Genomic DNA, 26,491 nt, shown 5'->3' with positions numbered 1-26,491 from the left:
TCTGCTATCGGCAGCCGAAAAGGACCGCGGACGCAAGCTCTTCATGATAGTGCCGACCCTGTGCGTTGTTGTGGTACGTCCCGAGGTAATTTATCAGGTCCTCTCGGGTGACAACGCCTTCCGGCAGGGCCGGCAGGACCACAGTCAGCTCCGTTGGGGCATCGCACACCAGTTTCACTTTCGCGTCGACGAACTGCTCCAACACAATCTTAAGTTCGCTTAGAAGAGTAGCGTCATTCAGGTCTTTTACTTTCGACACTACGCCATTCTTTAGATCTTTGCCTTTGTAGTTGATATTGGCACCAGCAAGATCAACAACGCGAAAGGTTTTGCCCGAAGTGCCCGGGGTGATCGTCCCTACCTTCACGCTTCGAAGGCCGCCAGTCTTGTCTTCAGTGCGCAGAGCTATCACGTCACCGGACGCGAATGCGTTCTGCATGTCGACGGTTATAGTCAACTGACTTGTCGAATCTACCACTGATACAGTCGCCGTGAACGCGGGCGGCAAAGCCTTCAGCCACGCCCCCACGAGCGCCGCGCCAATCTCCTGAGCCTGTCGGCCCTGCTTGAGTTTCACCTTAGGCACAAGCGTTGCTCCCCGCGCTTTGAGGCGTGCGAAAACAACCTAGGCTGCTTTTTCTTTGGCTGCAAGAAGAGCCCTCGAGCGGTTCGCCTCCAAAGCTTTGCCGTGGACAGAAAGAGCTATTGGGAGCATGCTGCCAGTCAGTCGACCAGCAGATGGTGGGGATCCATGAGGTTCGCCTGGCTTGTGACTTTTCTCGCCGCCACCCTTTTCGCGGCCACGATCGTGCACGCGGACGAAGACCCGGACGGGCCGCAAGTAACGCAACACACATTCATCGCGCCACTTGCAGACAAGGACAGATTTGGATCGGTTATCGCCAGCCTGAACAAGATCAATCTGTCGGGGGACGCCCTGCAGGCCGTCGACATGCCGGACCTGGGATTTAGCCTGGTCACGGGAAGCTTTACCGACGAGGAAGCGGACAAGCTTCTGTCGGAAGGGTATCAGGAACCGGACTCCCTGGAAGTAAGCCTGTTCGCGGATGGCGGTTGCGAAGCACGCAGGCCGCTAGCGCCTGTGACGGGTGACAAGCTCGTGCCGCCGAGCGTTTGCAGTGTAGTCGGGTCGCCCAGTCCTGTGACCAACGGGTCCGCGGTCTGGATCATCGATAGCGGCGTCGACGAAGACATCGTCACAAAAGGGCTTCTTAATATTTCGGAACGGATCAACTGCACGGTCACTCCATGCAGCACGACCATGGGCGTGGCAGACAGTCAAGGTCACGGCACGATGGTCGCAGGCATCGTTGGTGGAATGCGCGTGCCAGGTACGACAAGTGGAGAATACCTTGGCATCGTTGGGGTCAGCCCCGGGGTGCCACTCAAGATTGTCAAGGCATTTGAAGGCGTGAAGTCGAAGATCATCGGACCGCCGCTTGTCGCCCTGAAATACGTTCTTGACAATGCGTCCCCCGGCCAAATCCTGAACATCAGCTGGGGCTCGCAGTTCATGGAGACCGCGAGGAATGGTGGCCAATTAGGCCAGCTTGGTCTGATGGACAAGCTGCTGTTTGCGATCGCAAACAAACAAGTCCGTATTGTGATTGCGGCGGGCAATGCGCGGGAAGACGACGAGGCGTCGTGGGTACAGTCCTTTTTCCCGGCGAATGCGTCGGAATATCTTTCTCCAAACCCGACGCAAGGCTTCATCAAAAGTGTCTCGGCATCCGACAGCACTTATATCCCGACCGGCACCATCGTCATTGGCGCGTGCAGCGCCGTGTCAGCCAATTGGTGTGATCTGCTTTGGGATGGCGGCGCTTTTGGCGCGGCCATGTCCGAGCCAGGCGTTGGCGTCCAGGTGCTTTGGCGGAGCAAAAATCACGAGCTAAGACAGAATATCTGTTCGGGAACGTCCCTTGCCGCTCCAGTCCTGGCGGGACTGCTGGCTCGGCCCACTGCGAATTTGCAGAAGGTCCCGATCAAAAAGAGCGTGATCCCAAATGCCGATCCACTTGGATATTCGACACGCGGAACGCCGGACGTCACTATTCCGGATTATCCGAAATGCAATTGACGCGCCGCACAGCCCTCCAGGGTTTGGGTCTTACCTCGCTGTTTGCGACCAGCGCAGGGCTTGCTTCGGCGGTTTTTGCCGGCGACAGCCACCCGCGGCTGCTGGTCGTCCACCTTCGGGGCGGACTTGATGCGCTGGCCGCGCTGCCGCCCCATGGTGATCCGGATTTCCGGCGGGGGCGAGGCAGGGCGAGAGAACTTGACACCTCCGACGACGCGTTCGGTGTGAAGCTTGATCCACTGTTTGCGCTTCATCCGGCGTTGGAACCGCTTGCTCGGTTCTATTCGGCCGGTGAATTGCTGATCCTGCCCGCGACGGGCATCCCGGGTATCGGGAAATCGCATGACGCCGCGCAGAGGGTCCTGTTCGACGGCGATATCGACGGCGGCGATTTTGGCTGGCCAGGAAGAGCCGCTTCGGTTCTGTCGCAGGGAAGGCAAACAATCTGGCGTGCAGCGCCGGCCGACGTGCCAAATGACGCGCTTTTCGATCTTGTGTTGGCCAATCCGGGACTTGACATAGCCCGCCTCTGCCTCGGTGAGGCGTGCGGTTCAGCCGGAGACGTGGTGCAGACATTGCTTGCGCGGCGACAGGCGCTGAGTGCCGCCGGCTTTGCCGCAGCTGCGACCTCCGCGGGGCAGGCGCTGTCCAAGCCGGACGGTCCGCGCGTGGCCCTGCTGCAGTTGGACGGCATCGATACCCACGTTGCTCAGGGAGAGCGTCTTTCGGCGACCCTTGGGACATTGGCGCGTGGTGTCGTCGCGTTCTCGGAAGCGGCAGCCGCAATCTGGCGCCAAACCGTTGTGCTCGGCATTACGGAATTTGGGCGCTCTGCCCACTTCAACGAACAAGGCGGCACCGACCATGGTGGTGCCAGCGTCGCGTTGTTGATGGGTGGTGCGATAGCCGGTGGGCGGATCGCGGGTCGCTGGCCCGGATTGGCGGCAGATCAGCTCCACGAGGGGACCGACTTGGCGGTCACCACCGATGCCCGCTCGATCGTCAATGCGGTGTTGAAAGATCATCTTGGACTCTCAAGCCAGGCAATGGCGATGGTCGCTCCCAGCGCATCGGGCCTTCAAGCAATCAAAGGCTTGTTTCAGACTTGATGCACCCTTGGCAGAACGCGTAGCGGCGCCGACATCAGCTTGTGGGGGACCACACGCCCGGGATCGACGCGATCGCGGCGCCTAGAAGCCGAAGAATTCCTTGCGCAGGGCGTCTTCGTATTTTGCCTTCAGGTCGAGGACCTTGCCGCGTATCTCGTCTTCCTTGAAATGCGCCGCTTCCCATGTGTCGACCTCTTCGACCGAATGATTGACGGAGGCCAGTTCCTCTTCCTGCTTGATAGCCGCTATCCACTCTTCCACCGCGGCCTTGTAGGCGCTCTGGAGTCGGTCGAGATTGTCCGCCGGCATGGCACGCTCCCTTGTTGAGACCGCCATTTTTAGGTCAACCCTATGAACGGACTAAGACAGCCAGCAGGCCACGGGCCGTGGCGTTAACCACCCTTTGTGTCGGCTAAATTGCCCCTCTGGCCTTTTGTCTCAGCCGCTCTATCTGGCTGATGTTAGCCTTATCCTCTGATGGAGGTTTTGATGGATCGGCGATCATTCTTGACAGCATTGTTCGGCGTTGCGGGGGCCGCGGCGCTTGCTACGACGGTTCGGCCGCTCGAGGCTATGGCCGGGGTTCCCAATGTCGGGAACGGCATTCTCGATGAGCTCGACAAGCAGGATGCCAATGCATTCGATGACGACGAAGGCCCGGGCGATGTCGAGCAGATCTACCATCGGCGATGGCACCATCGTCGCCACCACCGGCGGCGCGTGTGGAGACGGCACTGCCGCAGGTTCTGGCGCTATGGCCGGTGGCACAGGCGCTGCTATCGCAGGCGCTCCTATGTCATCTTGCGATTCTAGCCGCAGGCTGATCCCAGGGTTTGGATAAATCCTGCCCAGCGGCGCAAATATTGAAACAGACCCATCCCGATTTGCTTCGGGATGGGCAGATCAGGCTTGCCCCGCCACCGCTGCCACCGAGTCCCGCTCGACCAGCGGGCATTCGAGCTTGGTGATGGGATAGCGGCCGCGGCCGGGCGGCGGCGGCACTTCGAGCTGCTCGATCGCCCATTGGCCCATGGCCATGTGCGGCAGGATGGATGTCGTCAACGGCGGGAACAGATGCCTGGCGATCTCCTCATCGTCATAGCCGACGACGGAGATGTCCTGCGGTATGTGCAGGCCGGCCTCCTTCAGCGCTTCGTAGCAGCCGATGGCCGTGCGGTCGTTCTGGCAGAAGATGGCAGTCGGGCGGTCTTTCAGCGCCAGAAGCTTGACGGTCGCGGCATAGCCCGCACTTGCCGACCAGTCGCCTTCGACCACCAGCTCCGGATCGAACGGGATGTCGGCGGTGGCGAGCGCCCTGCGGTAGCCTTTCAGGCGGTCCTGCGCGGCCTGCATCCAGGGTTCGCCGGTGATGGTGGCGATGCGGCGGTGGCCGTGGCCGATCAGATGCCGGGTCGAGCTCTGGCCGCCGGCGATCTCGGAAGGAACCACGGCGGGGAAGGCATAGTCGGATGTGTAGCAGTTGAGCAGGATGACCGGGATGTCGAGGCTGTAGAGGAAGTCGGGCGCCGTGATCTCGCGGGTAAAGATGGTCATGTAGATCAGCGCCGAGATGCCGCGCTTGGTGAGGGCCGCAATGGCGCGCGGCTCCATGACGGCGTCGCCCATGGTCTGCGCCACCAGCAAGACATTGCCGGCGTTCCACGACGCCTGGCGCGCGCCCTCGATGGCGACGACGGCTTCCGGACTGGTCGCCAGCTGGTCGACGGCGAAGCCGATGACGCCATCAAGCCCTTCGAAGGCGGGAACCGGTTTGCGCAGCGCCGAGAAGGCGGGCGCGGAATAGCCGAGCGCACGCGCGGCGTCGATCACCCGCTCGCGCGTCTGCTGCGACAGCCGGATGCCGGGCGAATTGTTGAGCACGAAAGAGACGGTCGCCTGCGAGCAGCCGGCAGCCCTGGCAATATCCGTCATGGTGACGCGGCCGCCTTTGGCGGTTCTCGCCGGCGCCTTGCGCCGCCGCGCCGCGTCGCTGGCCGGGCCGTCCGGGTCAATCGTATCGCTCATGGCATTCGTGTCCCCAATCCACGGCCTGTCTAGCGGCAGCCAGTCAGGCCGACAAGATGGTTCGGCGCCATCCACTAATAGAAGTCGCCGGATATGATTATGTTTATTAGCAGCTTCAGCTCGCTGCCGCTACGCCTCTCCGTTCGGTCGTAACTCAACAATTGCAAGGCATCCGCTTGGACGCCGCCGAAGCGGCGCACCTTGGGAGAACGAGCCCCGCCGCCTTGCCAGCGCCCTCGCATGAGACCCTTTACTAATACTGTTTACTAATACAAAAATGCGCTGTAACGTCAATCCGCCGCGTCCGGTCCGGCTGGGACCCGCGCGGCGAGAAGTGCGCGTGAATGGCCTGATGGCGAGCGGGGATTGCGTCCGCAAGCTCTGTCTCGGACATGTGATATGTCAGACAAATCAGACTATTTACGAGCATGGGATGAGTCTCTAAAGTCCGTGATCGCGACTGGAACGACGCCATTCTTTCAGTGCCGGGAACCCCTGAGGAGGAGGGCGTCCAAATCGCAAGCGGCAAATCAGTGAATGCAAGATCGGTTCAGTCCGACGACTGGACCAAAACGGGAGGTTGAACATGAAATCCTTGATACGACATGCATCCGTAGCCACGGCAGCCCTGCTGCTGGGCCTGACCGCGACAGCCATTGCGCGCGCCGACGACAAGCCGACGCTGGCCTTCGTCGTCAACGGCGCGTCCGACTTCTGGAAGGCGGCGGAAGCCGGCGTCAAGAAGGCGCAAGGCGAGTTGCCCGACTACAATCTCGAACTCAAATATCCCGAGCAGTCCTCGGTCGCCATCCAGCAGCGGCTGATGGACGATCTGGTGACTGCCGGCGTCAAGGCCATCATGGTCTCGGCCGTCGACCCCAAGACCTCGACCGACGGTCTGAACAAGATCGCCTCCGAGACGGCGCTGTTCACCACCGACTCCGATGCCCCGCAGACCAAGCGCGTCGCCTATATCGGCTCGTCCAACATCGACGCCGGCAAGCAGGCGGCCGAGATCGCCAAGAAGGCGATGCCCGACGGCGGCAAATGCCTCGGCTTCGTCGGCCTGCTCGGCGCCGACAATGCCAAGGAACGCATCCAGGGCATGAAGGACGGTCTCGCCGGCAGCAAGATCGAACTCGTCGACGTGCGCGGCGACGATATCGACCAGGCGCGCGCCAAGAAGAATGTCGAGGACGCGCTGGTCGCCAGCCCCGACATCACCTGCATGGTCGGTTTCTACTCCTACAACACGCCGCGCATCTATGAAGCGCTGCGCGACGCCGGCAAGCTCGGCTCGATCACCGTCGTCGGTTTCGATGACGATCCGATCACGCTGGGCGGCGTCAAGGAAGGCACGGTGGCGGCGACCGTCGTGCAGCAGCCCTTCGAATGGGCCTACCAGGGCATGAAGCTGATGGCCGCCTATCTCAAGGGCGACAAATCCGGCATTCCGGAAGGCGGCCTGATCATCATCCCGACCAAGATCATCGGCAAGGACGATGTCGACGCCTATGCGGCCAATCTAAAGGCGATGTCCGGAAACTGAGGCTACGAGCGGTTACGCCGGCTCAAGGTTCGCCTTGGGCCGGCGATCGTGTTGACGGGCGGGCGAAGGCCCGTCAGTCTGCTGAAGGGGCCATTTTGGCCCAGCGGCTGCTGGCAAGCGCGATCAAATTGTGGCTTGATGAACTATTCCGACACATCCATTGCAGCGACTACCCCGTTCCTCGGCCTCGAGAACGTGCGCAAGACCTATCCAGGCGTTGTCGCGCTGGACGGCTTTTCCATGGAGGTCAGGCCGGGTGAGGTCATCGGCCTGGTCGGCGAAAACGGCGCCGGCAAATCGACCTTGATGAAGATCCTCGGCGGCGTCACCCGGCCGGACAGCGGCACCATTACCGTCGACGGCGTTGCGCATGACGGGCTTAGCGTCGAAGGCAGCCTGGGGTCGGGCATCGCCTTCGTCCACCAGGAACTCAACCTGTTCGAAAACCTCGACGTCGCCGCCAACATCTTTTTCGGCCGCGAGCCGTTGCGTGGCGGGCCGCTGCGGCTGGTCGACCGCGCCAGGCTGCGCGAGATGGTGGCGCCATTGTTGAAGCGCGTCGGCGCCAATTTCTCCGCCGATACGCCGGTCGCCGACCTGTCGCTGGCGCAGCAGCAGATGGTCGAGATTGCCAAGGCGCTGTCGATCAAGGCGCGGCTGGTCATCCTCGACGAGCCGACCTCAAGCCTGCCGATCGCCGAAACCGACAAGCTGCTCGACGTCATCAAGGCGCTGAAGGCCGATGGTATCAGCGTCATCTTCATCTCGCACCGGCTGCACGAGGTCGAGCGCGTCGCCGACCGGGTGGTGGTGTTGCGCGACGGCATGCTGGCCGGCACTTTGCCGAAGAGCGCCATCAACCACGACCAGATGGTCAAGCTGATGATCGGCCGCATGCTGAAGGAGCGCGAGAAAGCGTCCGAAGCGGCGCGGGCACCGGGCGCGACGGCGCTATCGGCCAAAGCTGTACGCACCCCCGCCTACCCTGCCCGGCCGGTCGATCTCGACGTCAGGCGTGGCGAAATCCTCGGCCTTGCCGGCCTTGTCGGCTCCGGCCGGACCGAACTGGCGCGGGTGTTCTTCGGCATCGACAGAACGCTTGGCGGCGAGCTCGAACTCGACGGCAAGCCGCTTGTCCTGGGCTCGGCGGCCGATGCCGTCGCGCACGGCATTTTTCTCGTCCCGGAAGACCGCAAGCTGACCGGGATACTGCTCGATTTGTCGATCGCGCAAAACATTTCGCTGCCCAATCTGCCGGCCCATGCGAAGCGCCAGCTGGTGTCGGCAAATGCCGAGACCGTCACCGCCGAGAAGCAGAAGAAGGATCTCGGCATCAAGGCGCCATCGGTGCAGACGCGCACCGGTACGCTGTCGGGCGGCAACCAGCAGAAGGTGGTGCTGGGCAAGTGGCTGGCGATGAACCCCAAGGTGATGATCCTCGACGAGCCGACGCGCGGCATCGACATCGGCGCCAAGGCCGAGATTTACGGGCTGATGCGGGCGCTGGCCGATGCCGGCGTCGCCGTGCTGATGATCTCCAGCGATATGGAGGAGGTGATCGGCGTGTCTGACCGCATCGCCGTCATGCATGAGGGCCAGATTTCCGGCATTCTCGACAAGGAACAATTCAGCCAGGAAAACGTGCTGTTGCTGGCGGTCGGCAAGAAGCCAAAATAGCATTTTGCTTTGCCGCGGGTCGCGCGGAACATTTTTGCAGAACCTGCTCAAGCGGGCATTGGGGAGAAGACGATGAGCAAGAAAGATCTCGGCCTGCTGATCCTGATCCTGGTGGTCGGAGCGGTGGTGGCGATCATCAACCCTCGCTTCCTGCTGCCGATCAACCTTGCCAACACCTCTAACCTGATCGGGCTGTTCGGCATCCTGTCGATCGGCCAGGCCTTCGTCATCATCACCGGCGGCATCGAATTGTCGGTCGGCTCGGTGGTTGCGCTGCTCGGTACGCTGTTCATCGACTTCATCGCCGTGCGCGGCCTGGGATGGCCGATTGCGCTGCCGCTGATCCTGGTGCTCGGCGGCATCATCGGGCTGGTGCATGGCTGGCTGATCACCCGGCTCAAATTGCAGCCCTTCGTGGTGACGCTCTGCGGCCTGCTGATCTATCGCGGCGTGGCGCGCTTCTACACCGCCGACGGCACCGCGGGCTTCGGCTTCGGGCAGAATTTTCCGGAGCTGGAATTCCTCACCGCGGGTCGGTCATGGGGCGTGCCCAACAGCTTCATCGCGCTGATCGTCATCGCCATCGTCATGTGGGTGGTGCTGCACCGCTCGGTATTTGGGCGCTATCTCTACGCCATCGGCAAGAACGAGGAAGCCGCGAAATATTCCGGGATCCGCACCGGCCGTGTCGTCATGGCCGCCTATGTCATCTGCGGCGTGCTGACGGCGCTGTCGGCGATCTATTTCGCCATGTATACGCGCTCGATTTCGCCGGCCAGCCATGGCCAGTTCTATGAACTCTACGCCATCGCGGCGGCGGTGCTCGGCGGCTTCTCGCTGCGCGGCGGCGAAGGCTCGCTGGTCGGCGTCATCCTCGGCACCGTGCTGCTGCAGGAGTTGCAGAACCTGGTCAATCTGCTCGGCATCCCGTCTTCGCTCAACTTCGCGGTGATGGGCGGCGTGATCCTCATCGGCGTGCTGGTCGACCAGCAATGGGGCGTGTTCCGCGCAAGACGGCTGATGCTCGACGCAAGCCGCAAGGGCGCCGTGGCGGCGGAGTAGCGCTAAATTACCCCCGACATGTCGGAGAACGCCATCGCCTTGCGCAGCACTTCGGCGAAGCGTTCGCCGGCGGCTTCGCGCGGGCCGCCATTGTCGATGGAGGTGACGCCGGGTCCGGACAAAGCGACATTGGCGCTGCGGGCGAGGCGGGCGAGCACTTCGCCGCGCGATTCGCGGCCGCGCTGGGCGAGCCGTTCGGCGAGGATCTCCGGGGCAGCGGTGATCTCGACTACAGCCAGATTGGCATAGCGCTCACGCAGAACCGGGATGACCGCGCGCGACACATTGGCGACCGCGACGTGGCCGTTGGCAATCGACCAGTCGACATCGGCCGGGATGCCGTAGCGCAGACCGTGCGCCTCCCAGGAAATGGCGAAGGCGCCATCAGCCTCGGCCTCGACAAAGGCGGCGTCGGCCAGCGTGTCGTGGTCCTCGCTCGCGGCGTCGCTCGGCCTGGTGATGACCCGGCGCACGAACTCCAGCCTTGTCTCATCGGCAAACAGCGCCTTGGCGTAGCCGATCACCGTATCCTTGCCGGCGCCGCTCGGGCCGACGACGGCGACAAAGACGCCGTTGCGGACCGGAAAGGCCTCGGCGGTGAGTTCGCGCTCGATCGACGCCGAGACCATCAGGCGACTCGGCGTCCCTGGCGCCAGACGGTGCGCACGACCGGCACATGGTCGTCGACGCGCACGCGCACCAGGTCGGCGCGGCGGCCCGGTTCGATGACGCCGCGATCGCCGAGGCCGATGGCCTCGGCCGGGTTCTTCGACACCATGGCGACCGCCTGCGGCAGTGAAATGCCTTCGACGACGTCGCCTAGAAAGAAGGCCGACTGGATCAGGCTGAAGGGAATGTAGTCGGACGACAAGATGTCGAGCAGTCCGTCGGCGGCCAGCGTGCGGGCCGAAACATTGCCGGAGTGCGAGGCGCCGCGCATGACGTTGGGCGCGCCCATCAGCACTCCGAGCCCAGCCTCCTTTGAAGCCTTGGCCGCTTCCTGCGTGGTCGGGAATTCGGCAACGCGCACGCCTTGCTCAATCGCCTCGTCGACATGGCCTGATGTGGCGTCGTCATGGCTTGCCAGCACAATGCCGCGCTCGTTGCAGGCGGCTGATATCGCTACCCGGTTCGGTCCCGAATTCTTCGCCGATTCCGACATGCGCTTGTCGCAGAACAGCTTGAAGTCGCGATCGGTCAGCTTCAGCTTGCGCTGATAGTAATAGGCGTAGGTCTCGAGGTTGACGAACTGGCGCTGTCCCGGCGCATGGTCCATCAGCGACGCCAGTTTGACCCGCTCATCGCCGTCGAAATTGGCGAAGGCCTGCAGACAGTCCGGCGCCGAGACCTCGCAGCGCAGATGCAGGAAGTGGTCGGCCCGCAGGCGATCCTGCGCCACGCTGTCCTCGATGGCATCGGCCAGCTTGCGGATGTCGTCGGAGGTGAGATCCGCATCCTCGTCCATGCCGACGCGCAAGGCGTCGAGCACCGTGGTGATGCCGGCGGTGGCGACCTGTGCGTCATGGGCGAGCACGGCGGCGATCGGGTTCCAGCGCACTTTCGGCCGCGGCGCATAATGGCCTTCGAGATGATCGGTGTGGAGCTCGACCAGGCCGGGGATGATGTAGTCGCCGCCCATATCCTCGTCGGTCCGCCCGGTGCCTGCGTCGATGCCGGCGATAAAACCGTCGCGCAGTACGAGCGAGCCCTCGACGATCTCGTCGGCAAGCACGATGCGGGCATTGGTCAAAACGGTCTCGGCAGTCATCTCAGGCAGTCCTTGGGTTTCAGGCGAAGTGGTCAGGCGGTTTTTCTCGCCGCGCGGCGGCCGAGCGCATGATGGGAGAGCACCATGAACGGGGCGCCCGGTTCGGTTTCGACAAACAGCGTCAGTGCATCCACCAGCACCGGCTGCTGCAGCACCTCTGCGAACAGGCTGTCGATTGCTGCGCGCAGACGTAGGCTTTCCTGTGGCCCGGCCCGGCCGGACAGCGTCATGTGGAAGCGAAACGTCTCGAAGACATAGGGGTAGCCCCACTGGCAGAGATTGCGGAACTCGGCCGGCTTCAGCGAATCCGGGCTGCGGCGCTCGATCTCGGCCTCGGTCAGCGGTGCGCGAAAACGGTCGAACCCAAGCACGACATCATCGGCGAAACGGTTGAGCGGCGGCAGCGGGCCTTGCGGCACCAAAGCGAAGAAACCATCGATCTGGCTGACGACAAGGCGCGGGATGGTGACGGTAGGCATCGCTTCGGCAAAGGCGTCGAGGGCGGCACGCAGCGAGGTTTCCGTCTCGTTGGCCGCCAGCCGGAAGGGCGCCTTCAGCGTCGCGTGGAAACCGTAGCGGCGCGCCGATGCGGTATGGAAGGCGACTTCCGCCGCCGACAGGTCGCCCACCGCTTCGACCGGCTTTGTGGCGGCGCCGAAAGGGTCGCGTCCCAGCCAGTTGGCGGCGAGCCGCGCCAGTGGCTCGTCCTGCCTTGGGGTGAAATAGATGGCGTAGCGCATCGAAAATCCTCGTTAAAGCGCGCCGCCTCTTGAGGGCTCGATGCGGCGCGCTTTAAGTCTATTTGCTTCGGCATGTCGTTATCCCAAAACCGCTGCGCACTTTTGGGCGACATGCACGTCCCCGCTGCCATAGGTGATTTCCATGACGGATTGACGAAGCTTCTGCGGGATTTCGAAGGCAAATCGACCAGGCAAGTCCTTAGCCGACGATTTTTCTCTGCTGAACCAATAGCTTCGGCTGTTCAGGCCTTCATCAGCCATTCGTGCTCGGCCGCGTTGTGGAATTTCCACGTCCGCTTCGGACCGGCCATGACGTTGAGATAATAGAGGTCGTAGCCATGGCAGGCGGCGCAGGGGTGGTAGCCCTTGGGCACCAGCACGACATCGCCGTCCTCGATCGCCATCGCCTCGTCCAGCTCGCGGGCGCCATTCTTGTCGGCGTCGGTGTAGACGCGCTGGAAGGCGAAGCCCTGCGGCGGGTTGAGGCGATGATAGTAGGTCTCCTCGAGATAGGATTCGGCCGGCAGATTGTCCTGGTCGTGCTTGTGCGGCGGGTAGCTCGATGTATGGCCGCCGGGCGTGATGACCTCCACCACCAGCAGCGAGTCGGCCGGCTTGCCCTCCGGCAATATGTTGGTGACGTAACGCGTGTTGGTGCCCTTGCCGCGCACTTCCTGGCCGAGATCGTCGGGTGCGATGACGCGCACCGGCAGGCCGCCGCCCAGGCCCGGCGCCGAGCAGACGGCGAGTTCGAGATCGGTGTTCGCAGTCACCGACCAGTCCGACCCCTGCGGGATATAGACCGACCATGGCTTGCCCTCGAAGGGCGACATGCGCTCGCCCAGCAGGCCGAGTTCCTGGCCGCCGGCTGTTCCCGTGCCCTTGCCGGTGACGAACACCAGGCAGACTTCGCGATCGCCCGTCTTGCCGGAAGCGGTCTCGCCCGGCTTCAGCCGGTGCAGGTCGAAGCCGACATAGGTCCAGCCGGCGCTTTTGGGCGTGACATGGGCGACGCGGCCATGGCCCTTGTCGGCTTTGACGAGCAGTTTCGACATTGCGGTCATTCCTTCGGTTCGGCGCCAGTCTTCGGCTCGACCGGAGGCTTCGCCCCGTCGACCGGCTTGTAGAGATAGAAGAACTGCCAGACGGCGTAGGCGGCGAAGCCGAGCGCGATGACGCCCCAGAACGGCGTTCCGGAGGCGAACTCTATTCCGGCCCAGATCACGCAGACGGCGACGACGGCAACGCGCCGCCACAGCGGCCGGAAGAATGGGTGTTCGTAATCTTTCATCGGGCCAATCTACAGCAAGCAGGCTCGGCGGAAAGCCATCGCATCAGACATTGGGGAACCCTTGCGTCTCGACCGTGTAGCCGGCTGCCGTCATCACCCGCATCAGCTCCTTGTAGCCTACCTGGGCCATCTTTAGCGGCGGATTCTTCTTCGGGTCCTGCTCGGCCTCGACGACGAACCAGCCTTCATAGCCATGGTCGGCGAAGCGCTGCACGATGGCGCCGAAATCCAGCGAGCCATCGCCCGGCACAGTGAAGGCACCGAGCGCCACGGCATCGAGGAAGGACTGTTTTGTGCGGTCGAGCCCGTCGATCACGGCCATGCGCACATCCTTCACATGGACATGGCTGATGCGCTTGTGGTGGTTGTCGATGGCGCGCAGCACGTCGCCGCCGGCAAAGGCGAGATGGCCGGCATCGAGCAGCAGCGGAATGCCGTCGCCGGAATGGCGCATGAAGGCATCGAGTTCCGGCTCGGTCTCGACCACCGCCGCCATGTGGTGATGATAGGACAGTGGCATGCCCTGCTCGGCGCACCATTCGCCGAACTCGGTCAGCCGCCTTGCATAGGCCTTCATCTCGTCGCCCGACAATTTCGGCTTGGTGGCAAGCGGTTTGGAACGGTCGCCCTGGATCGAGCGGCCGACCTCGCCATAGACAATGCAAGGCGCGTTGACCGCCTTGAACAGGTCGATCATCGGCTGGATGCGATCCTTGTTCTTGCCCATGTCCTCGTCGACCAGCGTGCCGGAGAACCAGCCGCCGCACAGCGTCACGTCGGCCTTCTTCAGGATCGGCAGCATGACAGCGGGATCGTTGGGGAAGCGGCGACCCATTTCCATGCCGGTGAAGCCGGCCGAGCGCGACTGGCGCAGACATTCTTCCAGCGAGACGTCGTCGCTGAGTTCGGCAAGATCGTCGTTCCACCACGCGATGGGGGACATGCCCAGTTTGGCTTTCAAGTCGTCACTCCGGATTGAAACAGTTCACTCTTTTGCCGCCGGCGCTGCCCCTCATCCGCCTGCCGGCACCTTCTCCCCGTATAGTGACGGGGAGAAGGGGTCTAGCCGCGACCTCGGCGTCTTTCTTGCGACGACGGTGATTGGCGAAACCGGTGATGACAGCGTCCCTCTCCCCGTCCCTGTACGGGGAGAGGATGCCGGCAGGCAGGTGAGGGGCAGCGCCCACTTCAGTCACCCACGCTCTGCATCTGCCGCTTTTCGTCATAGGCCTTGCGCGCCGCGTTGACCTGGCTGCGCGCGGAGACTTCCGGCACCGCCACATCCCACCAATGGCCGCCGGCATCGGTGGAAACAAGCGGATCGGTGTCGATGACCAGAACGGTGGTGCGGTCGTTCTTTTTCGACTTCTGCAGCGCGTTTTCCAGGCCGGCGATTGATGGCACTTTTTCGGCGATTGCGCCCATGCTGGCGGCATGTGCGGCGAAGTCGATGTCGGGCAGGATTTCGTGGCGCGAGTCCTTCAGGAGGTTGTTGAAGTTGGCGCCGCCTGTGGCCATCTGCAGCCGGTTGATGCAGCCATAGCCGCGGTTGTCGAGCAGCACGATGATGAGCTTGAGGCCGAGCATCACCGAAGTGGCGATCTCGGAATTCAGCATCAGGTAGGAGCCGTCGCCGATCATGACGACGACCTCCTCGTCGGGCTTGGCCATCTTGGCGCCAAGGCCGCCGGCAATCTCGTAGCCCATGGTCGAGAAGCCGTATTCAGCGTGGTAGGAGCCGGGCGCGCCAGCCTGCCAGAGCTTGTGCAACTCGCCGGGCAGACCGCCGGCGGCATGCAGCAAGGTCACGCCGGAGCCCAGGGTGCGCTGCACGGCGCCGATCACCTGAGCATCCGAGGGATAGGCGGCATTGGTCGAGGCCGTTACCTTGCCGGCATCGGCCTGCCAGGCTTTCTTGCCGGTGGCCGAATTGTCGGTCCAGGCGGAAGGCGCCTTCCAGCCCTTGAGCCCAGCACCGAGTTCGGCGAGCCCTTCGGCCGCATCGGCGACCAGCGGCAAAGCCCGGTGCTTGCCGGCATCGAAAGGCTGCACATTCAGCCCGATGATGGTCTTGCCGGAATTCTTGAACAGCGCCCACGAGCCGGTGGTGAAATCCTGCAGGCGCGTGCCGACGGCCAGCACGACATCTGCCTCTTCCGCCAGCCGGTTGGCGGCAGAAGTGCCGGTGACGCCGACCGCCGCCATGTTGAGCCGATGATTGTCGGGCAGCGAGGATTTGCCGCCTTGCGTCTCGCAGACCGGAATGCCGGCGCCCTCGGCGAATGTCGCCAGTTCGCCGGAGGCCTGCGAATAGAGCACGCCGCCGCCGGCTATGATCAACGGCTTCTTTGCGCCCTTGAGTGCCGCCACCGCGGCCGCCAGTTCGCCGCGGTCCGGGCGCGGCCGGCGCTGGTGCCAGACGCGCTCGGCAAAGAAGCTTTCGGGATAGTCATAGGCTTCGGCCTGTACGTCCTGGCAGAGCGACAGCGTCACCGGGCCGCACTCGGCCGGATCGGTCAGCACTTGCATGGCCCGGCTCAGCGCCGGAATGATCTGCTCCGGCCGGGTGATGCGGTCGAAATAGCGCGACACCGGACGGAAGCAGTCATTGACCGTCGCCGTACCGTCGGAAAAATCCTCTGCCTGCTGCAGCACCGGATCGGGGATGCGGTTGGCGAAGACATCGCCCGGCAAAAACAGGACGGGCAACCTGTTTACATGCGCAAGCGCCGCCGCCGTCACCATGTTGAGCGCGCCGGGGCCGATCGACGAGGTCGCGGCCATGAAGCGGCGGCGGAAATTAGCCTTGCCATAGGCGATCGCCGCATGCGCCATCGCCTGTTCATTGTGGGCGCGGAAGGTCGGCAGTTCATCGCGCACCTGATAGAGCGCCTCGCCGATCCCTGCGACATTGCCGTGGCCGAAAATCGCCCAGACGCCGCCGAAGATCGGCACTTTTTTGCCGTCGATCTCGGTCATCTGTTTGCTGAGAAAGCGGGTCAGCGCCTGCGCCATCGTCAGGCGGATTGTCTTCGTCATAGTGTTTTCCTCCGCAGTCCTGTGCCGCGCCTTTATGCTGCTTTACGGCCACGCGCGGCAAGCCACGCTTCGGTCAACTGTTCGAAGCGCGACGCCATGTCGGCGATCGCCTCGTCATCCGACATCTTGCCGGCCAACCACTGTTCGGCGGCGTGGACGAAGATGGTGCGGCCGACGGCGAAGCCCTTGACGATCGGCGCCTTGGCGGTCGCGGCGAAGGCAGCTTCCAGCTCGTCCTGCGGCGCTTCCAGCCCAAGCAGCACGACGCCACGGCACCACGGATCGTGCTTGAGGATGACGGCCTCGATCTTGGCCCAGGCGCCGGCCGAGGCCTGCGGCTCGAGCTTCCACCAGTCCGGCTTGATGCCAAGCGCATAGAGTTCTTCCAGCGCGCGCGGGATCGTGGTGTCGTCGAGCTTGCCGTGCTTGCCGGCGATGATTTCGACCAGCAATTCCCGCCCGACCTTCCGCGCCGCCTCGAACAGCGCGCGCAGTTTCTGCTGCTGTTCTTCCTTGAGCGCCGCCGGATCGTCAGGATGGTAGAAGCACAGGCATTTGATGCAGTGGTCGACCGGCCATTCCACCAGCTGCGAACCGATGTCCTGTGAGAATTCGAAGCGCAGCGGCCGTGAGCCCGGCAGTTCGACGGGACGGCCGAGCCAGGCAAAAGGATGGCGGGCGAATTCGAACATCGCCTCGCGGCCGTGCTTCTCATCGATTAGCATGCCATAGCCGTCACGGCCGGCGGCGACTTTTGCTGCCGCCTTGACCGCCAGCACCTTGAAGTCGCGGATGCGGGCCGGATCGGCGCCGGTCTTGGCCGCGACGTCCTCGAGCTGGACGCGATGGTCGCAGGCAAGCGCCATCATCGAGGGGATGTCGCGCCGGCGTGTCGTTGCCCAATGGATGTGGTTGATCGCCTCGTCCTTACGCAAAGCGAGATGCTTGCTGCCGTTCTTGAGGAAGAACTGCAGCTCCTCGAAGGTCGGATATTCCGGCGCGCAGAGCAGCCGCGACACGGCAAAGGCGCCGCAGGCATTGGCCCAGGTCGCCGCCGTCGCATGGTCTTCGCCACCCAGCCAGCCGCGCAGGAAGCCGGACATGAAGGCATCGCCGGCGCCGAGCACATTGTAGATCTCAATCGGAAAACCCTTGCCGACGACGCCGTCTTCCAGATCGTCGCTGATCGGCCCGTCATAGACGATGCAACCCATCGCGCCGCGCTTCAGGACGATGGTGGCCGAGGACAGCGCGCGGATGGTCTTCAGCGCGCTCAGGCAATCATCGGCGCCAGACGCGATCATGATCTCTTCCTCGGTACCGACGATGAGGTCGCAATCGGGCAGCACGGTCTTCAGCTGCGACGAGACGCGGTCGGACTTCACATAGCGCTCAAAGCCTTCGGCATGGCCGGCAAGACCCCAGAGGTTGGGGCGGTAGTCGATGTCGAACACCACCTTGCCGCCCTTGGCCTTGATGATGCGGATCGCCTTGCGCTGGGCGGCGTCGCTGTTGGGCCGAGAAAAATGCGTGCCGGTGACGACGATGGAACGCGCCGAGGCGATGAAGGCTTCGTCGATGTCTTCCGGTGCCAGCGCCATGTCGGCGCAGTCCGAGCGATAGAAGATCATCGGCGAGACGCCTTCGCTCTCGACCGAAAGCAGCACCAAAGCCGTCAGCCGTTCCTTGTCGGTCTTCAGACCGTCGACATTGACGCCTTCACGCCGCAGCTGTTCGCGGATGAAGCGGCCCATCTGCTCGTCGCCGACGCGGGTTAGCAGCGCCGAGCGCAGGCCGAGCCTAGCCGTGCCGACGGAGATGTTGGCCGGGCAGCCGCCGACCGATTTGGCGAAGGAGGTGATGTCCTCCAGCCGCGAGCCGATCTGCTGGCCGTAAAGGTCGACGGAAGCGCGACCGATGGTGATGACGTCGAGCGGCGCCTGTTTCGCGTCCACGGCTTCGCTCATTGGAACCTCCCGTCGGTCTTGTTGTCTTGGGCAACGCAGTTGGGGGACACGCGCGAGCGGCAGCGTGACGCCACCAATATGAAATAATAATTCCAATCCATAGTCAATATGGAATGAGCATTCCTTCTCTTAAAAGTGGCACAAAGGGGTGGGGACTTCGGGGCCGGCTCCGTTCACCAGGGGAGCGGGCCATCGTCGTTGAAATACCCCGCGTTCGGACCGTCGGCATCCAGGGTCGCCAACCGTATGACGATCTCAGCCGCCTGCTGCACAGTACGATGCCCCTTATAACCATTCAGGTCGGTTGCGGTATAGCCCGGCGCCGCCGCGTTTACCTTGATCCCTTGCGTAGCCAGTTCCCGGGCGAAGGCAACAGTGACGGCATTCAAGGCCGTCTTGGAGCTGCCATAGCCCAGCAGGTTGACGGCATGATTGGCGGTGGCGGGGTCAAGCGCGCGTCCGATGGACCCGGTGGAACTGCTCACCATGACGATGCGCGCGGCCGGCGCTGCAAGCAGCAGCGGCAGGAAGGCCTGGGTGACGCGGATCGGCCCGAACACATTGACCTCATAGGTAGCCTGGATGTCGGCAACACGCTGCTGGCTTGGCGGCGGGTCGTAGTTGATAGCGACACCGGCATTGTTCACCAGCACGTCAAGGCTGGCGCTTTCCGCACTGACGGTTTTGGCGGCGGCCGCCACGCTGTCGTCCTGTGTGACATCCAGCTCAAGCCATTGAACGTCCAGGCCTTCGGCGCGCAATTCCTGCGCTGCCGCCATGCCGCGTTCGGCATCCCTGGCGCCGAGCCACACCTTGAAGCCCATCGTCGCCAATCGTCGGGCAATTTCGCGGCCGATGCCCTTGTTGGCGCCGGTAACCACAGCACCTTTCGATGTCGTCATTTTAGAGCTCTCCTTCTGTGCATGTCGAAGACCCTGAGATGGCGTATCCTTGGCAACGTCGCGCGCCGAAACCTCTCCCGCTCTTGCCTGATCCTCTCACGACGGTTGCGCGGCGCGTGTGGATGCGCGATGCTCGTGCCATGAGCGAGGCGCTGCGGGAGCTGATCGATATCGCCGGCCGCCATGCGCGCGGGCGACGAACGGCTACGGCTATTCCTCGCGTTTCCATCGGCCGCAGCGAAGTCACTACGGCACCAGTGGCGGGCGTGTGGGGTTCGGGGATCCTGTTCGTGCTGCAGGGCGCCAAGACGGTTCTGATCGGCGACCGGGCTCTTCGTTACAATCCAGCCAGCTATTTCATATACACTGTCGAGACGCCGACCATCAGCCAGTTGGTCGAAGCGAGCGTCGCGCGTCCCTACCTCGCCATCGGCTTCACCCTTGACCTGCAGGCTGTTGCGGCGCTTCTCGTCGAGCACGAGCCGGCGCTTGGCGGCGACGGTTTCTCCACCTCGCCCGTCAATGACGATTTGATCGACGCATTGCGTCGCATCATGCGGCTGCTCGACCGGCCGGCCGAGATACCCGTGCTTGCGGCAGCGCTTGAACGCGAGTTGCTGTTTCGGCTCTTACAAGGACCGCAGGGCGGGAAGCTTCGCCAGCTTGCGCGCGCCGATGGCCATCTGTCCCGCATCGGCCAGGCGATCGCCTGGATCCGGACGCATTGCCATCAGCCGATCCGGGTCAGCGACCTCGCCCAGATCGCCCATATGAGCGAGGCTGCCTTTTACCGTCACTTCAAGACGGCGACCGCGATGAGCCCGATCCAGTATCAAAAACAGATAAGGCTGCTGGAGGCCCGCCATCTGCTGCTCGCCCAGCCAGGCAATGTGGCCAGCGTCGCCTTTGCCGTCGGCTATGAGAGCGCTTCCCAGTTCAGCCGGGAATATGCCCGTCAGTTCGGGTCGCCGCCGGCGCGTGACGCGGCGCGGCTTTCGGCGGCAGGCGAGACTGCCGTAGAGGTGATCTAGGCCTTGCGCTTGCGGCTTGCGCTTCGCCGCTTCTCGCCGACGCCGACGGTCAGCGCCATGGCCAGCGCCATGGTTGCCGACAACGAGCGGAAGCCGGCGAAATCGGCCTCGGCAACCTCGAACCAGACGCTAGCGAACTGCGCCAGCGGCGAAAACGAGCTGTCGGTGATGGCGACGATCGGCACGCCCTGTTCGGAAATGGTGCGGGCTTCCTCGATGGTGGCCGGCGCGTAGGGCGAGAAGCTGATGGCGATGACGGCGTCCGCCGGCGTGGCAAAGGCGACCATTTCGGCGTTGAGGCCGGCGGCGGATTCGATCAGCTGGTTGCGGATCTTCAATTTGCCCAAAGCATAGGCGATGTAGCTTGCCACCGGATAGGAGCGGCGCTTGGCGAGCACGTAGATGGTCTCCGCCTTGGCCAGCAGCGAGATCGCGTCTTCCAGATGCGCCTCGTCCAGCGTGCGCGAAATGTCGTTGAGCGAGGTGCTGGCGGCGGCGACGAAGCCGTCGAAGATGGCGCGGTGGCCCGCACCCGCATCGGCCTTGGCGCGCAGCGCCTGCAAGCGCTCGTCATAGGAGGAGTTGCGCTCGCGCAGCCGCTCGCGAAACACCTGCTGCAGGCTGGTGAAGCCGTCGAAGCCAAGCTGCTGGGCAAAGCGGATCAGGGTCGAGGGTTGCACACCGGCCGAAGCGGCGATGCTGGCGGCGGTGCCGAAGGCGATGTCATCAGGATTGTCGAGCGCGTAGGCGGCGATCTGGGCGATGCGTTTGGGCAAGGTTTCACGCCGATCGAGGATCGTGGCGCGCAGCGTCTCGAAATCGCGAGGTACCCGTTCGTCCATCGTCGGCCCGTCCAAGCTCATCTAGAGCATGATGCCGAAAAGTGTGAAGCGGTTTTCGGACAACATCATGCTCCCTCTTTGAGAACGTCCTCTGTGCCTCATCATAGCGAGCCTGCGCAAGAACGCCATAAAAAATGAGGCAGACATTCCATTTCAGAACAAAATGGACTAATTCATCCATCGAGGATTTTATCCAGTGGAGAAGAAGATGGTCGGCGTCGGTCTTATCGGCACGGGTTTCATGGGCAAGTGCCACGCCATAGCGTGGAGCGCCGTCGGTGCCGTCTTTCCGGATGTCGCCAAGCCAAAACTGGTTCATCTTGGCGAGGTCAATGAGGAGCTTGCCGAACGGAAGGCGGGCGAGTTCGGCTTTGCCAAGGCCTCCGGCGACTGGCGCGCGGTGGTCAACGATCCCGAGGTTGATATCGTCTCCTTGACCACACCCAACCAGTTCCATCCGGAAATGGCCATCGCCATCCTCGAAGCCGGCAAGCATTTGTGGTGCGAAAAGCCGATGGCGCCGAGCTTTGCCGACGCCGAGGCGATGGCGGCCGCGGCGAAAAAGTCGGGCAAGGTTGCAGCGCTGGGCTACAACTACATACAGAGTCCGGCGATCCGCCACATCGGCGCGCTGCTCGACGAGAAGATCATCGGCGAGGTCAACCATCTGCGCATCGAGATGGATGAGGATTTCATGGCCGACCCGGAAGCGCGGTTCTTTTGGAAGCATGAAGCCGCGTCGGGCTATGGCGCGCTCGACGATTTCGCTGTGCATCCGCTGTCGCTGGTCAGCACCCTGTTCGGCCGTGTTGCCCGCGTCATGTGTGACATGTCCAAACCCTATGCCGACCGCCGGGTCGACGCCGGCGGCCGCCGTGCAGTCGAAACCTACGACATCGCCAGCGTGCTGATGCATCTGGAAAACGGTGTGGCCGGCACGCTGCTGGTCAACCGCTCGGCCTGGGGTCGCAAGGGCCGCATCGCCATCCAGATCTTCGGCTCGAAGGGATCGATCCTGTTCGACCAGGAGCGGATGAACGAAATCCAGCTCTATGTCACCGCCGATCGCCCGACGGAACAGGGCTATCGCACCATATTGGTGGCGCCACACCACAAGCCCTACGACGCCTTCCTGCCGGCGCCCGGCCACGGCCTCGGCTTCAACGATCTCAAGATCATCGAATGCCACGAGCTGCTGACACGGCTTGCCGGCAAGCCGGCGCGGGTGATCGAATTTGCGGAAGGGCTGGAGATCGAGCGCACCGTGCACGCCATGGCAAGGTCGTTCGAGGAGAAGCGCTGGGTGGATGTGCGGTAGAACCGTTCACTTCACCCGGAAGCAGCCACGACGTTCGTCTCCCAGCCGTCGACCCAGACCTGCCGCAAACGATCGCCTTCGCCCTTGAAGCGCAGGCCGGTCGGCTGGCAAGCCTCGATGCGGTCGCTGCGGAAATTGCGGATCGCCTGGCGCAGTTCGCACCAGGCGACGATGTTGGCGGTCTCGGCATAGTAGATCAGTGCGATCGGGCGGATCAGCCGCTCGGAAGCGCGGCCCATTTCGTCCCGATAGGAGAGGTCGAGCTTCTCCTCATCGCGGATGGCGCGCCGCACCAGCGCCAGATCGATCGTGCCGATTGCGGGCGCGGCGAACCCCCAGACATGCAACGCATTGGCGTCGAACGCCTGACGCAAGGGCGGTGGCACCGCGCCGGCGATCTTGGCGCTGACGCGCTTGGCCGCCTGCTTGAGTTCGCTGTCGCCCGTGCGCTCCAGCAGCGCCAGCGACAGCACGATCGCCTCCATTTCCTCGATCGAAAACATCAGCGGCGGCAGATCGAAGCCGGGGCGCAATATGTAACCGATGCCGCGCCCACCCTCGATCGGCACGCGCATCGCCTGCAGTGCGGCGATGTCGCGATAGATCGAGCGGACCGTCACTTCCAGCTGCCCGGCGATCATTGCCGCCGTCACCGGCTGCCTTGCCAGCCGCAGGATCTGGATGATCTCGAACAGGCGCGACGCCTTGCGCATTTCCTCTCCCGATCAAAACGCTACTGACACATCCCCGTCAGTTGGGATGATCTATTGGACTGCCTACGGGCTTGAAAATCAACAAATTCCTCAACCGGCACACTGGCAGGAAGCGACAGGCAACTGACATGAGTTATGCAGAGAATCTCTGGCTTTTCTTTATCCTGCTGTTCGGCATCATCATCGTGCCCGGCATGGATATGCTGTTCGTGCTTGCCAATGCACTGACCGGCGGCGGCAACAGAGGGCTTGCCGCGACCGGCGGCATCATGACGGGCGGCATGGTGCATACGCTGAACGGCGCCGTCGGCGTCGGCCTGCTGATGCATTTCGTGCCGATCCTCTACAACCCGCTGCTGATCGCCGGCGCCGTCTACATGGCCTATATCGGCCTGACGCTGATACGCAGCTCGATCAAGGTCGGCCAAGACGGGCCGGCCGGCAGCCGCTCCGCATGGAAGGCGTTTCGCCAGGGGCTGGTGATCTGCCTGATCAATCCCAAAGCCTATCTCTTCGTCTTCGCGGTCTATCCGCAATTCCTGAAGCCGGCCTATGGCCCGATCTGGATGCAGGCGGCCATCATGGGATTGATGACGGTCGCCACGCAATTTGCCGTCTATGGCGGGCTCGCGGTGTCAGCCGGGCGCCGCCGCAATCTGCTGGTCGCCAATCCGCGGGCGACCATATTTGCCGGCCGGGCGGCCGGACTGCTTCTGGTTGTGGTTTCGGTGCTGACCGCCTGGCACGGTTTGAAGGCGGCGTGATTGCTGCTACCCGCCGCATTGCAATCGCCGCCTATTGCCTGGGCCCTTGCGCTTTGCGAATACCCCCACCCTTAATCCTCCCGGGGCGAGCCACGGGTCTCGCCCGTCCTTCGGACCCCCACAAGGGGGAGGGAGACTGCGTAGGCGCTGAAACCCAGCAAACCAGCAGAAGTTCGGTTTCGATGATGGTACGCGGCAGCGTTCCCTCCCCCTTGTGGGGAGGGTTAGGGTGGGGGTGCGTGCCGAGCAAACGCCGGCAAGCGTCAAGCCGCTCCCTGCCGGCTCTCCAGCATGGCGCGGCGGGTTGAGCGGCGCCATTCGACGGCGCCGGCGAGGCCGTGCAGCACCGTCTCGGTGGTCGCCCAGTCGATGCAGCCATCGGTGATGCTCTGGCCGTAGACGAGCGGCTTGCCGGGCACCACGTCCTGCCGGCCGGCGACGAGATTGCTCTCGATCATGACGCCGATGATGCGCTCGTCGCCCGCCGCGACCTGGCCGGCCACGTCGGCCGCCACCTTGGGCTGGTTCTCCGGCTTCTTGGCCGAGTTGGCATGGCTGACATCGATCATCAGACGAGGGGTGACGCCGATGCGGGCGAGTTCGGCCGAGGCCGCCTCGACGCTCGCCGCGTCATAGTTGGGCTGAACGCCGCCGCGCAGGATGACATGGCAGTCCTCATTGCCGGTAGTTGCAGCAATGGCGCTGCGCCCGCCCTTGGTCACCGCCATGAAATGATGCGGTTGGGCAGCCGATTTCACCGCCTCGGCGGCGATCCTGAGATTGCCGTCGGTGCCGTTCTTGAAGCCGACGGGGCAGGACAGGCCCGATGCCAGCTCGCGGTGGATCTGGCTTTCGGTGGTGCGCGCGCCGATGGCGCCCCAGGCGACGAGGTCGGCAATGTATTGCGGGATGGTCATATCGAGGAACTCGGTCGCTGCCGGCAGGCCGAGATTGTTGACGGCCGACAAGACGTTGCGCGCCATGCGCAACCCTTTCTCGATGTTGAAACTGCCGTCGAGGTCGGGATCGTTGATCAGGCCCTTCCAGCCAACCGTGGTGCGCGGCTTCTCGAAATAGACGCGCATGACGATCTCGAGCCGGTCGGACAGGGTCTCGCGCAGCGCCGCCAGACGGCTGGCATAGTCAACGGCCGCGACCGGATCGTGGATGGAACAAGGGCCGACGATGACAAGCAGTCGATCGTCGGCCCCCGTAAGAATGGAATGGATGGCGTTGCGCGACGTGGCGACGGTGCGCGTCGCCGTCAGCGTGCGCGGTATCTCGCGCATCACCTCTTCCGGTGTGCTCAATGCCCTGATTTCGGTGACCCGAAGGTCGTCTGTGGTGGTCAACACGGCTTTCTGCTCCTGTTTTTTAGGAGACCTGCCGGCTGAAACAAAAAAGCCGCCAGGTCTGGCGGCTGTTCGGACTTGTTGCTGCAATCTTCAGATCGAGCGCAATCCTCCCGCCGCCAGCGAGCTGCTAAAGTACCAATACGTGGCGGACAGGTTGATCATGAGGCTCATATAGTCGATGCCGGGGTGTTTGTCACGTGCCGTAAATGAGGTTGGCGAAATCGCCGGCGAGAGCGCCCCTCTCCCCGTCACTATACGGGGAGAGGATGCCGGCGCAGGCAGGTGAGGGGCGGCGCTGGCGTCGGAGGATAGGACGGGGGCGAAAAGCGCTACTTCAATCGACCCTGTAACTGTTAAAGTCGGCGCTGCCCCTCATTGCCCTGCCGGGCATTTCTCCCCGTATAGTGACGGGGAGAAAGGGGCCGGCCGCGGCGCCGGCCTTACTCCGGTGATGTCCCCGCAACATTCTGGTCGTAGTCGACCAATGACCCGGTCATGACGCCGGATTGCGGGCTCACCATGTAGCTGATCAGCCGTGCCAGTTGATCCGGCTTCACCAGCTGGCCCATCGGTTGGCCGGCCTCGGCCTTGGCCAGCCAGTCGTCGGATGCGCCGTGCCATTTCTTCTGCACGATGTCCTCGCCTTCGGTGTCCATCCAGCCGGGCAGCACGGCATTGCAGCGGATGCGGTTGAAGCGATAGGCGTTGGCGACATTCTTGGTCAGCGTCGCCAGCGCGCCCTTGCTCGAGGAATAGGGAGCCAGGAAGGACTGGCCGCAATGCGCCGACATCGACAGCACGTTGACGATCGAGCCGGGTGCCTTCTTCTCCAGCAGATGCGCCACCACGCCCTGCATCAGGAAGAACGGGCCACGCACATTGGTCTGGAAGATCTGGTCGAAAACCTCTTTGGAGGTCTCGACCAGCGAACCGCGTGCGGAGGTGGCGGCGGCGTTGACCAGCCCATTGATGGTGCCGAAATGCGAGATCGCGGTGGCGACCGCGCGCTTGCAGTCGGCCACTTTCGAAACGTCGGCGCTGATGAAGATGGCGTCGACACCGGCTTTCTTGAAGTGGGCGACCGCCTTGTCGCCCTTCTCCTGCGAACGGCCGATGAGCGCCAGCGCCCGGCAGCCCTCGTCGGCCAGCGCTGTGGCGACGGCAAAGCCGATGCCTTGCGCGCCGCCGGTGACGATGGCGCGCGTCTTCGAATTGCGATCGGCTGATGTGCTCATCGC

25 protein-coding genes are annotated in these 26,491 nt (G+C 63.4%); 9 read left to right on the top strand and 16 right to left on the bottom strand.

Features of this window, described 5'->3' with window-relative positions:
• Positions 1–4: 4 nt before the first annotated feature.
• Positions 5–586, bottom strand: coding sequence for a hypothetical protein (locus AC1D1N_RS05405; protein WP_477347061.1), 582 nt, complete (start codon positions 584–586; stop codon positions 5–7).
• A gap of 165 nt (positions 587–751) precedes the next feature.
• Here AC1D1N_RS05405 and AC1D1N_RS05400 point away from each other — a divergent pair, with 165 nt between their 5' ends.
• Both AC1D1N_RS05400 and AC1D1N_RS05395 read left to right on the top strand, forming a co-directional pair.
• The gene (locus tag AC1D1N_RS05400) at positions 752–2,101 is read left to right on the top strand and encodes a S8/S53 family peptidase (RefSeq protein WP_477347060.1); all 1,350 of its coding nucleotides are present in this window, start codon (positions 752–754) and stop codon (positions 2,099–2,101) included.
• Positions 2,092–3,210: a DUF1501 domain-containing protein gene (locus AC1D1N_RS05395; protein WP_477347058.1), complete on the top strand. Its 1,119-nt coding sequence runs from the start codon at positions 2,092–2,094 to the stop codon at positions 3,208–3,210. Before AC1D1N_RS05400 ends, AC1D1N_RS05395 begins: the two co-directional genes overlap by 10 nt.
• Positions 3,211–3,291: 81 nt before the next feature.
• Here AC1D1N_RS05395 and AC1D1N_RS05390 read toward each other — a convergent pair whose 3' ends face one another.
• Positions 3,292–3,519: a hypothetical protein gene (locus AC1D1N_RS05390; protein ID WP_477347056.1), complete on the bottom strand. Its 228-nt coding sequence runs from the start codon at positions 3,517–3,519 to the stop codon at positions 3,292–3,294.
• Positions 3,520–3,687: 168 nt separating this feature from the next.
• Here AC1D1N_RS05390 and AC1D1N_RS05385 point away from each other — a divergent pair, with 168 nt between their 5' ends.
• Complete coding sequence (locus AC1D1N_RS05385; protein ID WP_477347054.1) at positions 3,688–4,023, top strand: twin-arginine translocation signal domain-containing protein; 336 nt, start codon at positions 3,688–3,690, stop codon at positions 4,021–4,023.
• A gap of 90 nt (positions 4,024–4,113) precedes the next feature.
• On the opposite strand, the gene AC1D1N_RS05380 is transcribed toward AC1D1N_RS05385, so the two are convergent.
• A complete protein-coding gene (locus tag AC1D1N_RS05380; RefSeq protein ID WP_477347051.1) occupies positions 4,114–5,235 on the bottom strand; it encodes a LacI family DNA-binding transcriptional regulator in 1,122 nt (373 codons plus the stop codon).
• A 586-nt stretch (positions 5,236–5,821) separates the two neighbouring features.
• Between AC1D1N_RS05380 and AC1D1N_RS05375 the strand changes: the two genes are divergently transcribed.
• The 3 genes from AC1D1N_RS05375 to AC1D1N_RS05365 all read left to right on the top strand — a co-directional run bounded on the left by AC1D1N_RS05375 (position 5,822) and on the right by AC1D1N_RS05365 (position 9,523).
• The gene (locus AC1D1N_RS05375; RefSeq protein ID WP_112560035.1) at positions 5,822–6,784 is read left to right on the top strand and encodes a sugar-binding protein; all 963 of its coding nucleotides are present in this window, start codon (positions 5,822–5,824) and stop codon (positions 6,782–6,784) included.
• A 138-nt stretch (positions 6,785–6,922) separates the two neighbouring features.
• Positions 6,923–8,461, top strand: a complete 1,539-nt coding sequence (locus AC1D1N_RS05370) for a sugar ABC transporter ATP-binding protein (RefSeq protein WP_436257596.1) — start codon at positions 6,923–6,925, stop codon at positions 8,459–8,461.
• A gap of 72 nt (positions 8,462–8,533) precedes the next feature.
• Positions 8,534–9,523, top strand: coding sequence for an ABC transporter permease (locus AC1D1N_RS05365; protein WP_192255331.1), 990 nt, complete (start codon positions 8,534–8,536; stop codon positions 9,521–9,523).
• Positions 9,524–9,525: 2 nt separating this feature from the next.
• Here the strand turns inward: AC1D1N_RS05365 and phnN are convergent, their stop codons facing one another.
• The 9 genes from phnN to AC1D1N_RS05320 form a co-directional block, all read right to left on the bottom strand.
• A complete protein-coding gene (gene phnN / locus AC1D1N_RS05360; protein ID WP_185970399.1) occupies positions 9,526–10,155 on the bottom strand; it encodes a phosphonate metabolism protein/1,5-bisphosphokinase (PRPP-forming) PhnN in 630 nt (209 codons plus the stop codon).
• Positions 10,152–11,291 (bottom strand): alpha-D-ribose 1-methylphosphonate 5-triphosphate diphosphatase, encoded by a 1,140-nt coding sequence (locus tag AC1D1N_RS05355; protein ID WP_436257595.1) that lies wholly within the window; start codon positions 11,289–11,291, stop codon positions 10,152–10,154. Before AC1D1N_RS05355 ends, phnN begins: the two co-directional genes overlap by 4 nt.
• Before the next feature lie 32 nt (positions 11,292–11,323).
• Positions 11,324–12,031, bottom strand: coding sequence for a DUF1045 domain-containing protein (locus tag AC1D1N_RS05350; RefSeq protein WP_112559933.1), 708 nt, complete (start codon positions 12,029–12,031; stop codon positions 11,324–11,326).
• Between the two features lie 242 nt (positions 12,032–12,273).
• Positions 12,274–13,086 (bottom strand): 5-deoxy-glucuronate isomerase, encoded by an 813-nt coding sequence (iolB, locus tag AC1D1N_RS05345; RefSeq protein ID WP_436257594.1) that lies wholly within the window; start codon positions 13,084–13,086, stop codon positions 12,274–12,276.
• A 5-nt stretch (positions 13,087–13,091) separates the two neighbouring features.
• Positions 13,092–13,322, bottom strand: coding sequence for a DUF3329 domain-containing protein (locus AC1D1N_RS05340; protein WP_352582715.1), 231 nt, complete (start codon positions 13,320–13,322; stop codon positions 13,092–13,094).
• 43 nt (positions 13,323–13,365) lie between these two features.
• Complete coding sequence (gene iolE, locus AC1D1N_RS05335) at positions 13,366–14,283, bottom strand: myo-inosose-2 dehydratase (protein ID WP_352582717.1); 918 nt, start codon at positions 14,281–14,283, stop codon at positions 13,366–13,368.
• A 227-nt stretch (positions 14,284–14,510) separates the two neighbouring features.
• Positions 14,511–16,361 (bottom strand): 3D-(3,5/4)-trihydroxycyclohexane-1,2-dione acylhydrolase (decyclizing), encoded by a 1,851-nt coding sequence (gene iolD, locus AC1D1N_RS05330; RefSeq protein WP_477347047.1) that lies wholly within the window; start codon positions 16,359–16,361, stop codon positions 14,511–14,513.
• 32 nt (positions 16,362–16,393) lie between these two features.
• Positions 16,394–18,328 (bottom strand): bifunctional 5-dehydro-2-deoxygluconokinase/5-dehydro-2-deoxyphosphogluconate aldolase, encoded by a 1,935-nt coding sequence (locus AC1D1N_RS05325; protein WP_477347045.1) that lies wholly within the window; start codon positions 18,326–18,328, stop codon positions 16,394–16,396.
• Positions 18,329–18,501: 173 nt separating this feature from the next.
• Positions 18,502–19,230 carry an SDR family oxidoreductase gene (locus tag AC1D1N_RS05320; RefSeq protein WP_477347043.1) on the bottom strand — a complete coding sequence of 243 codons (729 nt, stop codon included), beginning with the start codon at positions 19,228–19,230 and terminating at the stop codon, positions 18,502–18,504.
• Positions 19,231–19,352: 122 nt separating this feature from the next.
• On the opposite strand from AC1D1N_RS05320, the gene AC1D1N_RS05315 reads away from it, so the two are divergent.
• On the top strand, positions 19,353–20,261 hold the full coding sequence (locus AC1D1N_RS05315; RefSeq protein WP_477347041.1) for an AraC family transcriptional regulator: 909 nt from the start codon (positions 19,353–19,355) through the stop codon (positions 20,259–20,261).
• Here AC1D1N_RS05315 and AC1D1N_RS05310 read toward each other — a convergent pair.
• The gene (locus tag AC1D1N_RS05310; RefSeq protein WP_477347039.1) at positions 20,258–21,103 is read right to left on the bottom strand and encodes a MurR/RpiR family transcriptional regulator; all 846 of its coding nucleotides are present in this window, start codon (positions 21,101–21,103) and stop codon (positions 20,258–20,260) included. The two genes, AC1D1N_RS05315 and AC1D1N_RS05310, sit on opposite strands and share 4 nt — an antisense overlap.
• 208 nt (positions 21,104–21,311) lie before the next feature.
• Between AC1D1N_RS05310 and AC1D1N_RS05305 the strand changes: the two genes are divergently transcribed.
• Positions 21,312–22,421 carry a Gfo/Idh/MocA family protein gene (locus AC1D1N_RS05305; protein ID WP_112560033.1) on the top strand — a complete coding sequence of 370 codons (1,110 nt, stop codon included), beginning with the start codon at positions 21,312–21,314 and terminating at the stop codon, positions 22,419–22,421.
• An 11-nt stretch (positions 22,422–22,432) separates the two neighbouring features.
• Here the strand turns inward: AC1D1N_RS05305 and AC1D1N_RS05300 are convergent, their stop codons facing one another.
• Positions 22,433–23,134, bottom strand: coding sequence for a helix-turn-helix transcriptional regulator (locus AC1D1N_RS05300; protein ID WP_477347037.1), 702 nt, complete (start codon positions 23,132–23,134; stop codon positions 22,433–22,435).
• Positions 23,135–23,262: 128 nt separating this feature from the next.
• Between AC1D1N_RS05300 and AC1D1N_RS05295 the strand changes: the two genes are divergently transcribed.
• The gene (locus tag AC1D1N_RS05295) at positions 23,263–23,898 is read left to right on the top strand and encodes a LysE family translocator (protein ID WP_477347035.1); all 636 of its coding nucleotides are present in this window, start codon (positions 23,263–23,265) and stop codon (positions 23,896–23,898) included.
• 263 nt (positions 23,899–24,161) lie between these two features.
• Here AC1D1N_RS05295 and AC1D1N_RS05290 read toward each other — a convergent pair whose 3' ends face one another.
• Positions 24,162–25,253, bottom strand: coding sequence for a 3-deoxy-7-phosphoheptulonate synthase (locus AC1D1N_RS05290; protein WP_477347033.1), 1,092 nt, complete (start codon positions 25,251–25,253; stop codon positions 24,162–24,164).
• Positions 25,254–25,693: 440 nt separating this feature from the next.
• Positions 25,694–26,488, bottom strand: coding sequence for an SDR family oxidoreductase (locus AC1D1N_RS05285; RefSeq protein WP_477347031.1), 795 nt, complete (start codon positions 26,486–26,488; stop codon positions 25,694–25,696).
• Positions 26,489–26,491 lie beyond the last annotated feature (3 nt).

The organism is Mesorhizobium sp. P2_B5, assembly GCF_056404775.1.
Note: the sequence above shows the minus strand (reverse complement) of the source record. Positions and strands in the feature narration are given on the sequence as shown.

Coding starts and splice junctions, on each gene's coding strand:
- AC1D1N_RS05400 (WP_477347060.1), top strand. CDS start 752: ATGAGGTTCGCCTGGCTTGTGACTTTTCTCGCCGCCACCCTTTTCGCG.
- AC1D1N_RS05395 (WP_477347058.1), top strand. CDS start 2,092: ATGCAATTGACGCGCCGCACAGCCCTCCAGGGTTTGGGTCTTACCTCG.
- AC1D1N_RS05390 (WP_477347056.1), bottom strand. CDS start 3,519: ATGCCGGCGGACAATCTCGACCGACTCCAGAGCGCCTACAAGGCCGCG.
- AC1D1N_RS05385 (WP_477347054.1), top strand. CDS start 3,688: ATGGAGGTTTTGATGGATCGGCGATCATTCTTGACAGCATTGTTCGGC.
- AC1D1N_RS05380 (WP_477347051.1), bottom strand. CDS start 5,235: ATGAGCGATACGATTGACCCGGACGGCCCGGCCAGCGACGCGGCGCGG.
- AC1D1N_RS05375 (WP_112560035.1), top strand. CDS start 5,822: ATGAAATCCTTGATACGACATGCATCCGTAGCCACGGCAGCCCTGCTG.
- AC1D1N_RS05370 (WP_436257596.1), top strand. CDS start 6,923: ATGAACTATTCCGACACATCCATTGCAGCGACTACCCCGTTCCTCGGC.
- AC1D1N_RS05365 (WP_192255331.1), top strand. CDS start 8,534: ATGAGCAAGAAAGATCTCGGCCTGCTGATCCTGATCCTGGTGGTCGGA.
- AC1D1N_RS05355 (WP_436257595.1), bottom strand. CDS start 11,291: ATGACTGCCGAGACCGTTTTGACCAATGCCCGCATCGTGCTTGCCGAC.
- AC1D1N_RS05350 (WP_112559933.1), bottom strand. CDS start 12,031: ATGCGCTACGCCATCTATTTCACCCCAAGGCAGGACGAGCCACTGGCG.
- iolB (WP_436257594.1), bottom strand. CDS start 13,086: ATGTCGAAACTGCTCGTCAAAGCCGACAAGGGCCATGGCCGCGTCGCC.
- AC1D1N_RS05340 (WP_352582715.1), bottom strand. CDS start 13,322: ATGAAAGATTACGAACACCCATTCTTCCGGCCGCTGTGGCGGCGCGTT.
- iolD (WP_477347047.1), bottom strand. CDS start 16,361: ATGACGAAGACAATCCGCCTGACGATGGCGCAGGCGCTGACCCGCTTT.
- AC1D1N_RS05325 (WP_477347045.1), bottom strand. CDS start 18,328: ATGAGCGAAGCCGTGGACGCGAAACAGGCGCCGCTCGACGTCATCACC.
- AC1D1N_RS05320 (WP_477347043.1), bottom strand. CDS start 19,230: ATGACGACATCGAAAGGTGCTGTGGTTACCGGCGCCAACAAGGGCATC.
- AC1D1N_RS05315 (WP_477347041.1), top strand. CDS start 19,353: ATGCGCGATGCTCGTGCCATGAGCGAGGCGCTGCGGGAGCTGATCGAT.
- AC1D1N_RS05310 (WP_477347039.1), bottom strand. CDS start 21,103: ATGGACGAACGGGTACCTCGCGATTTCGAGACGCTGCGCGCCACGATC.
- AC1D1N_RS05305 (WP_112560033.1), top strand. CDS start 21,312: ATGGTCGGCGTCGGTCTTATCGGCACGGGTTTCATGGGCAAGTGCCAC.
- AC1D1N_RS05300 (WP_477347037.1), bottom strand. CDS start 23,134: ATGCGCAAGGCGTCGCGCCTGTTCGAGATCATCCAGATCCTGCGGCTG.
- AC1D1N_RS05295 (WP_477347035.1), top strand. CDS start 23,263: ATGAGTTATGCAGAGAATCTCTGGCTTTTCTTTATCCTGCTGTTCGGC.
- AC1D1N_RS05285 (WP_477347031.1), bottom strand. CDS start 26,488: ATGAGCACATCAGCCGATCGCAATTCGAAGACGCGCGCCATCGTCACC.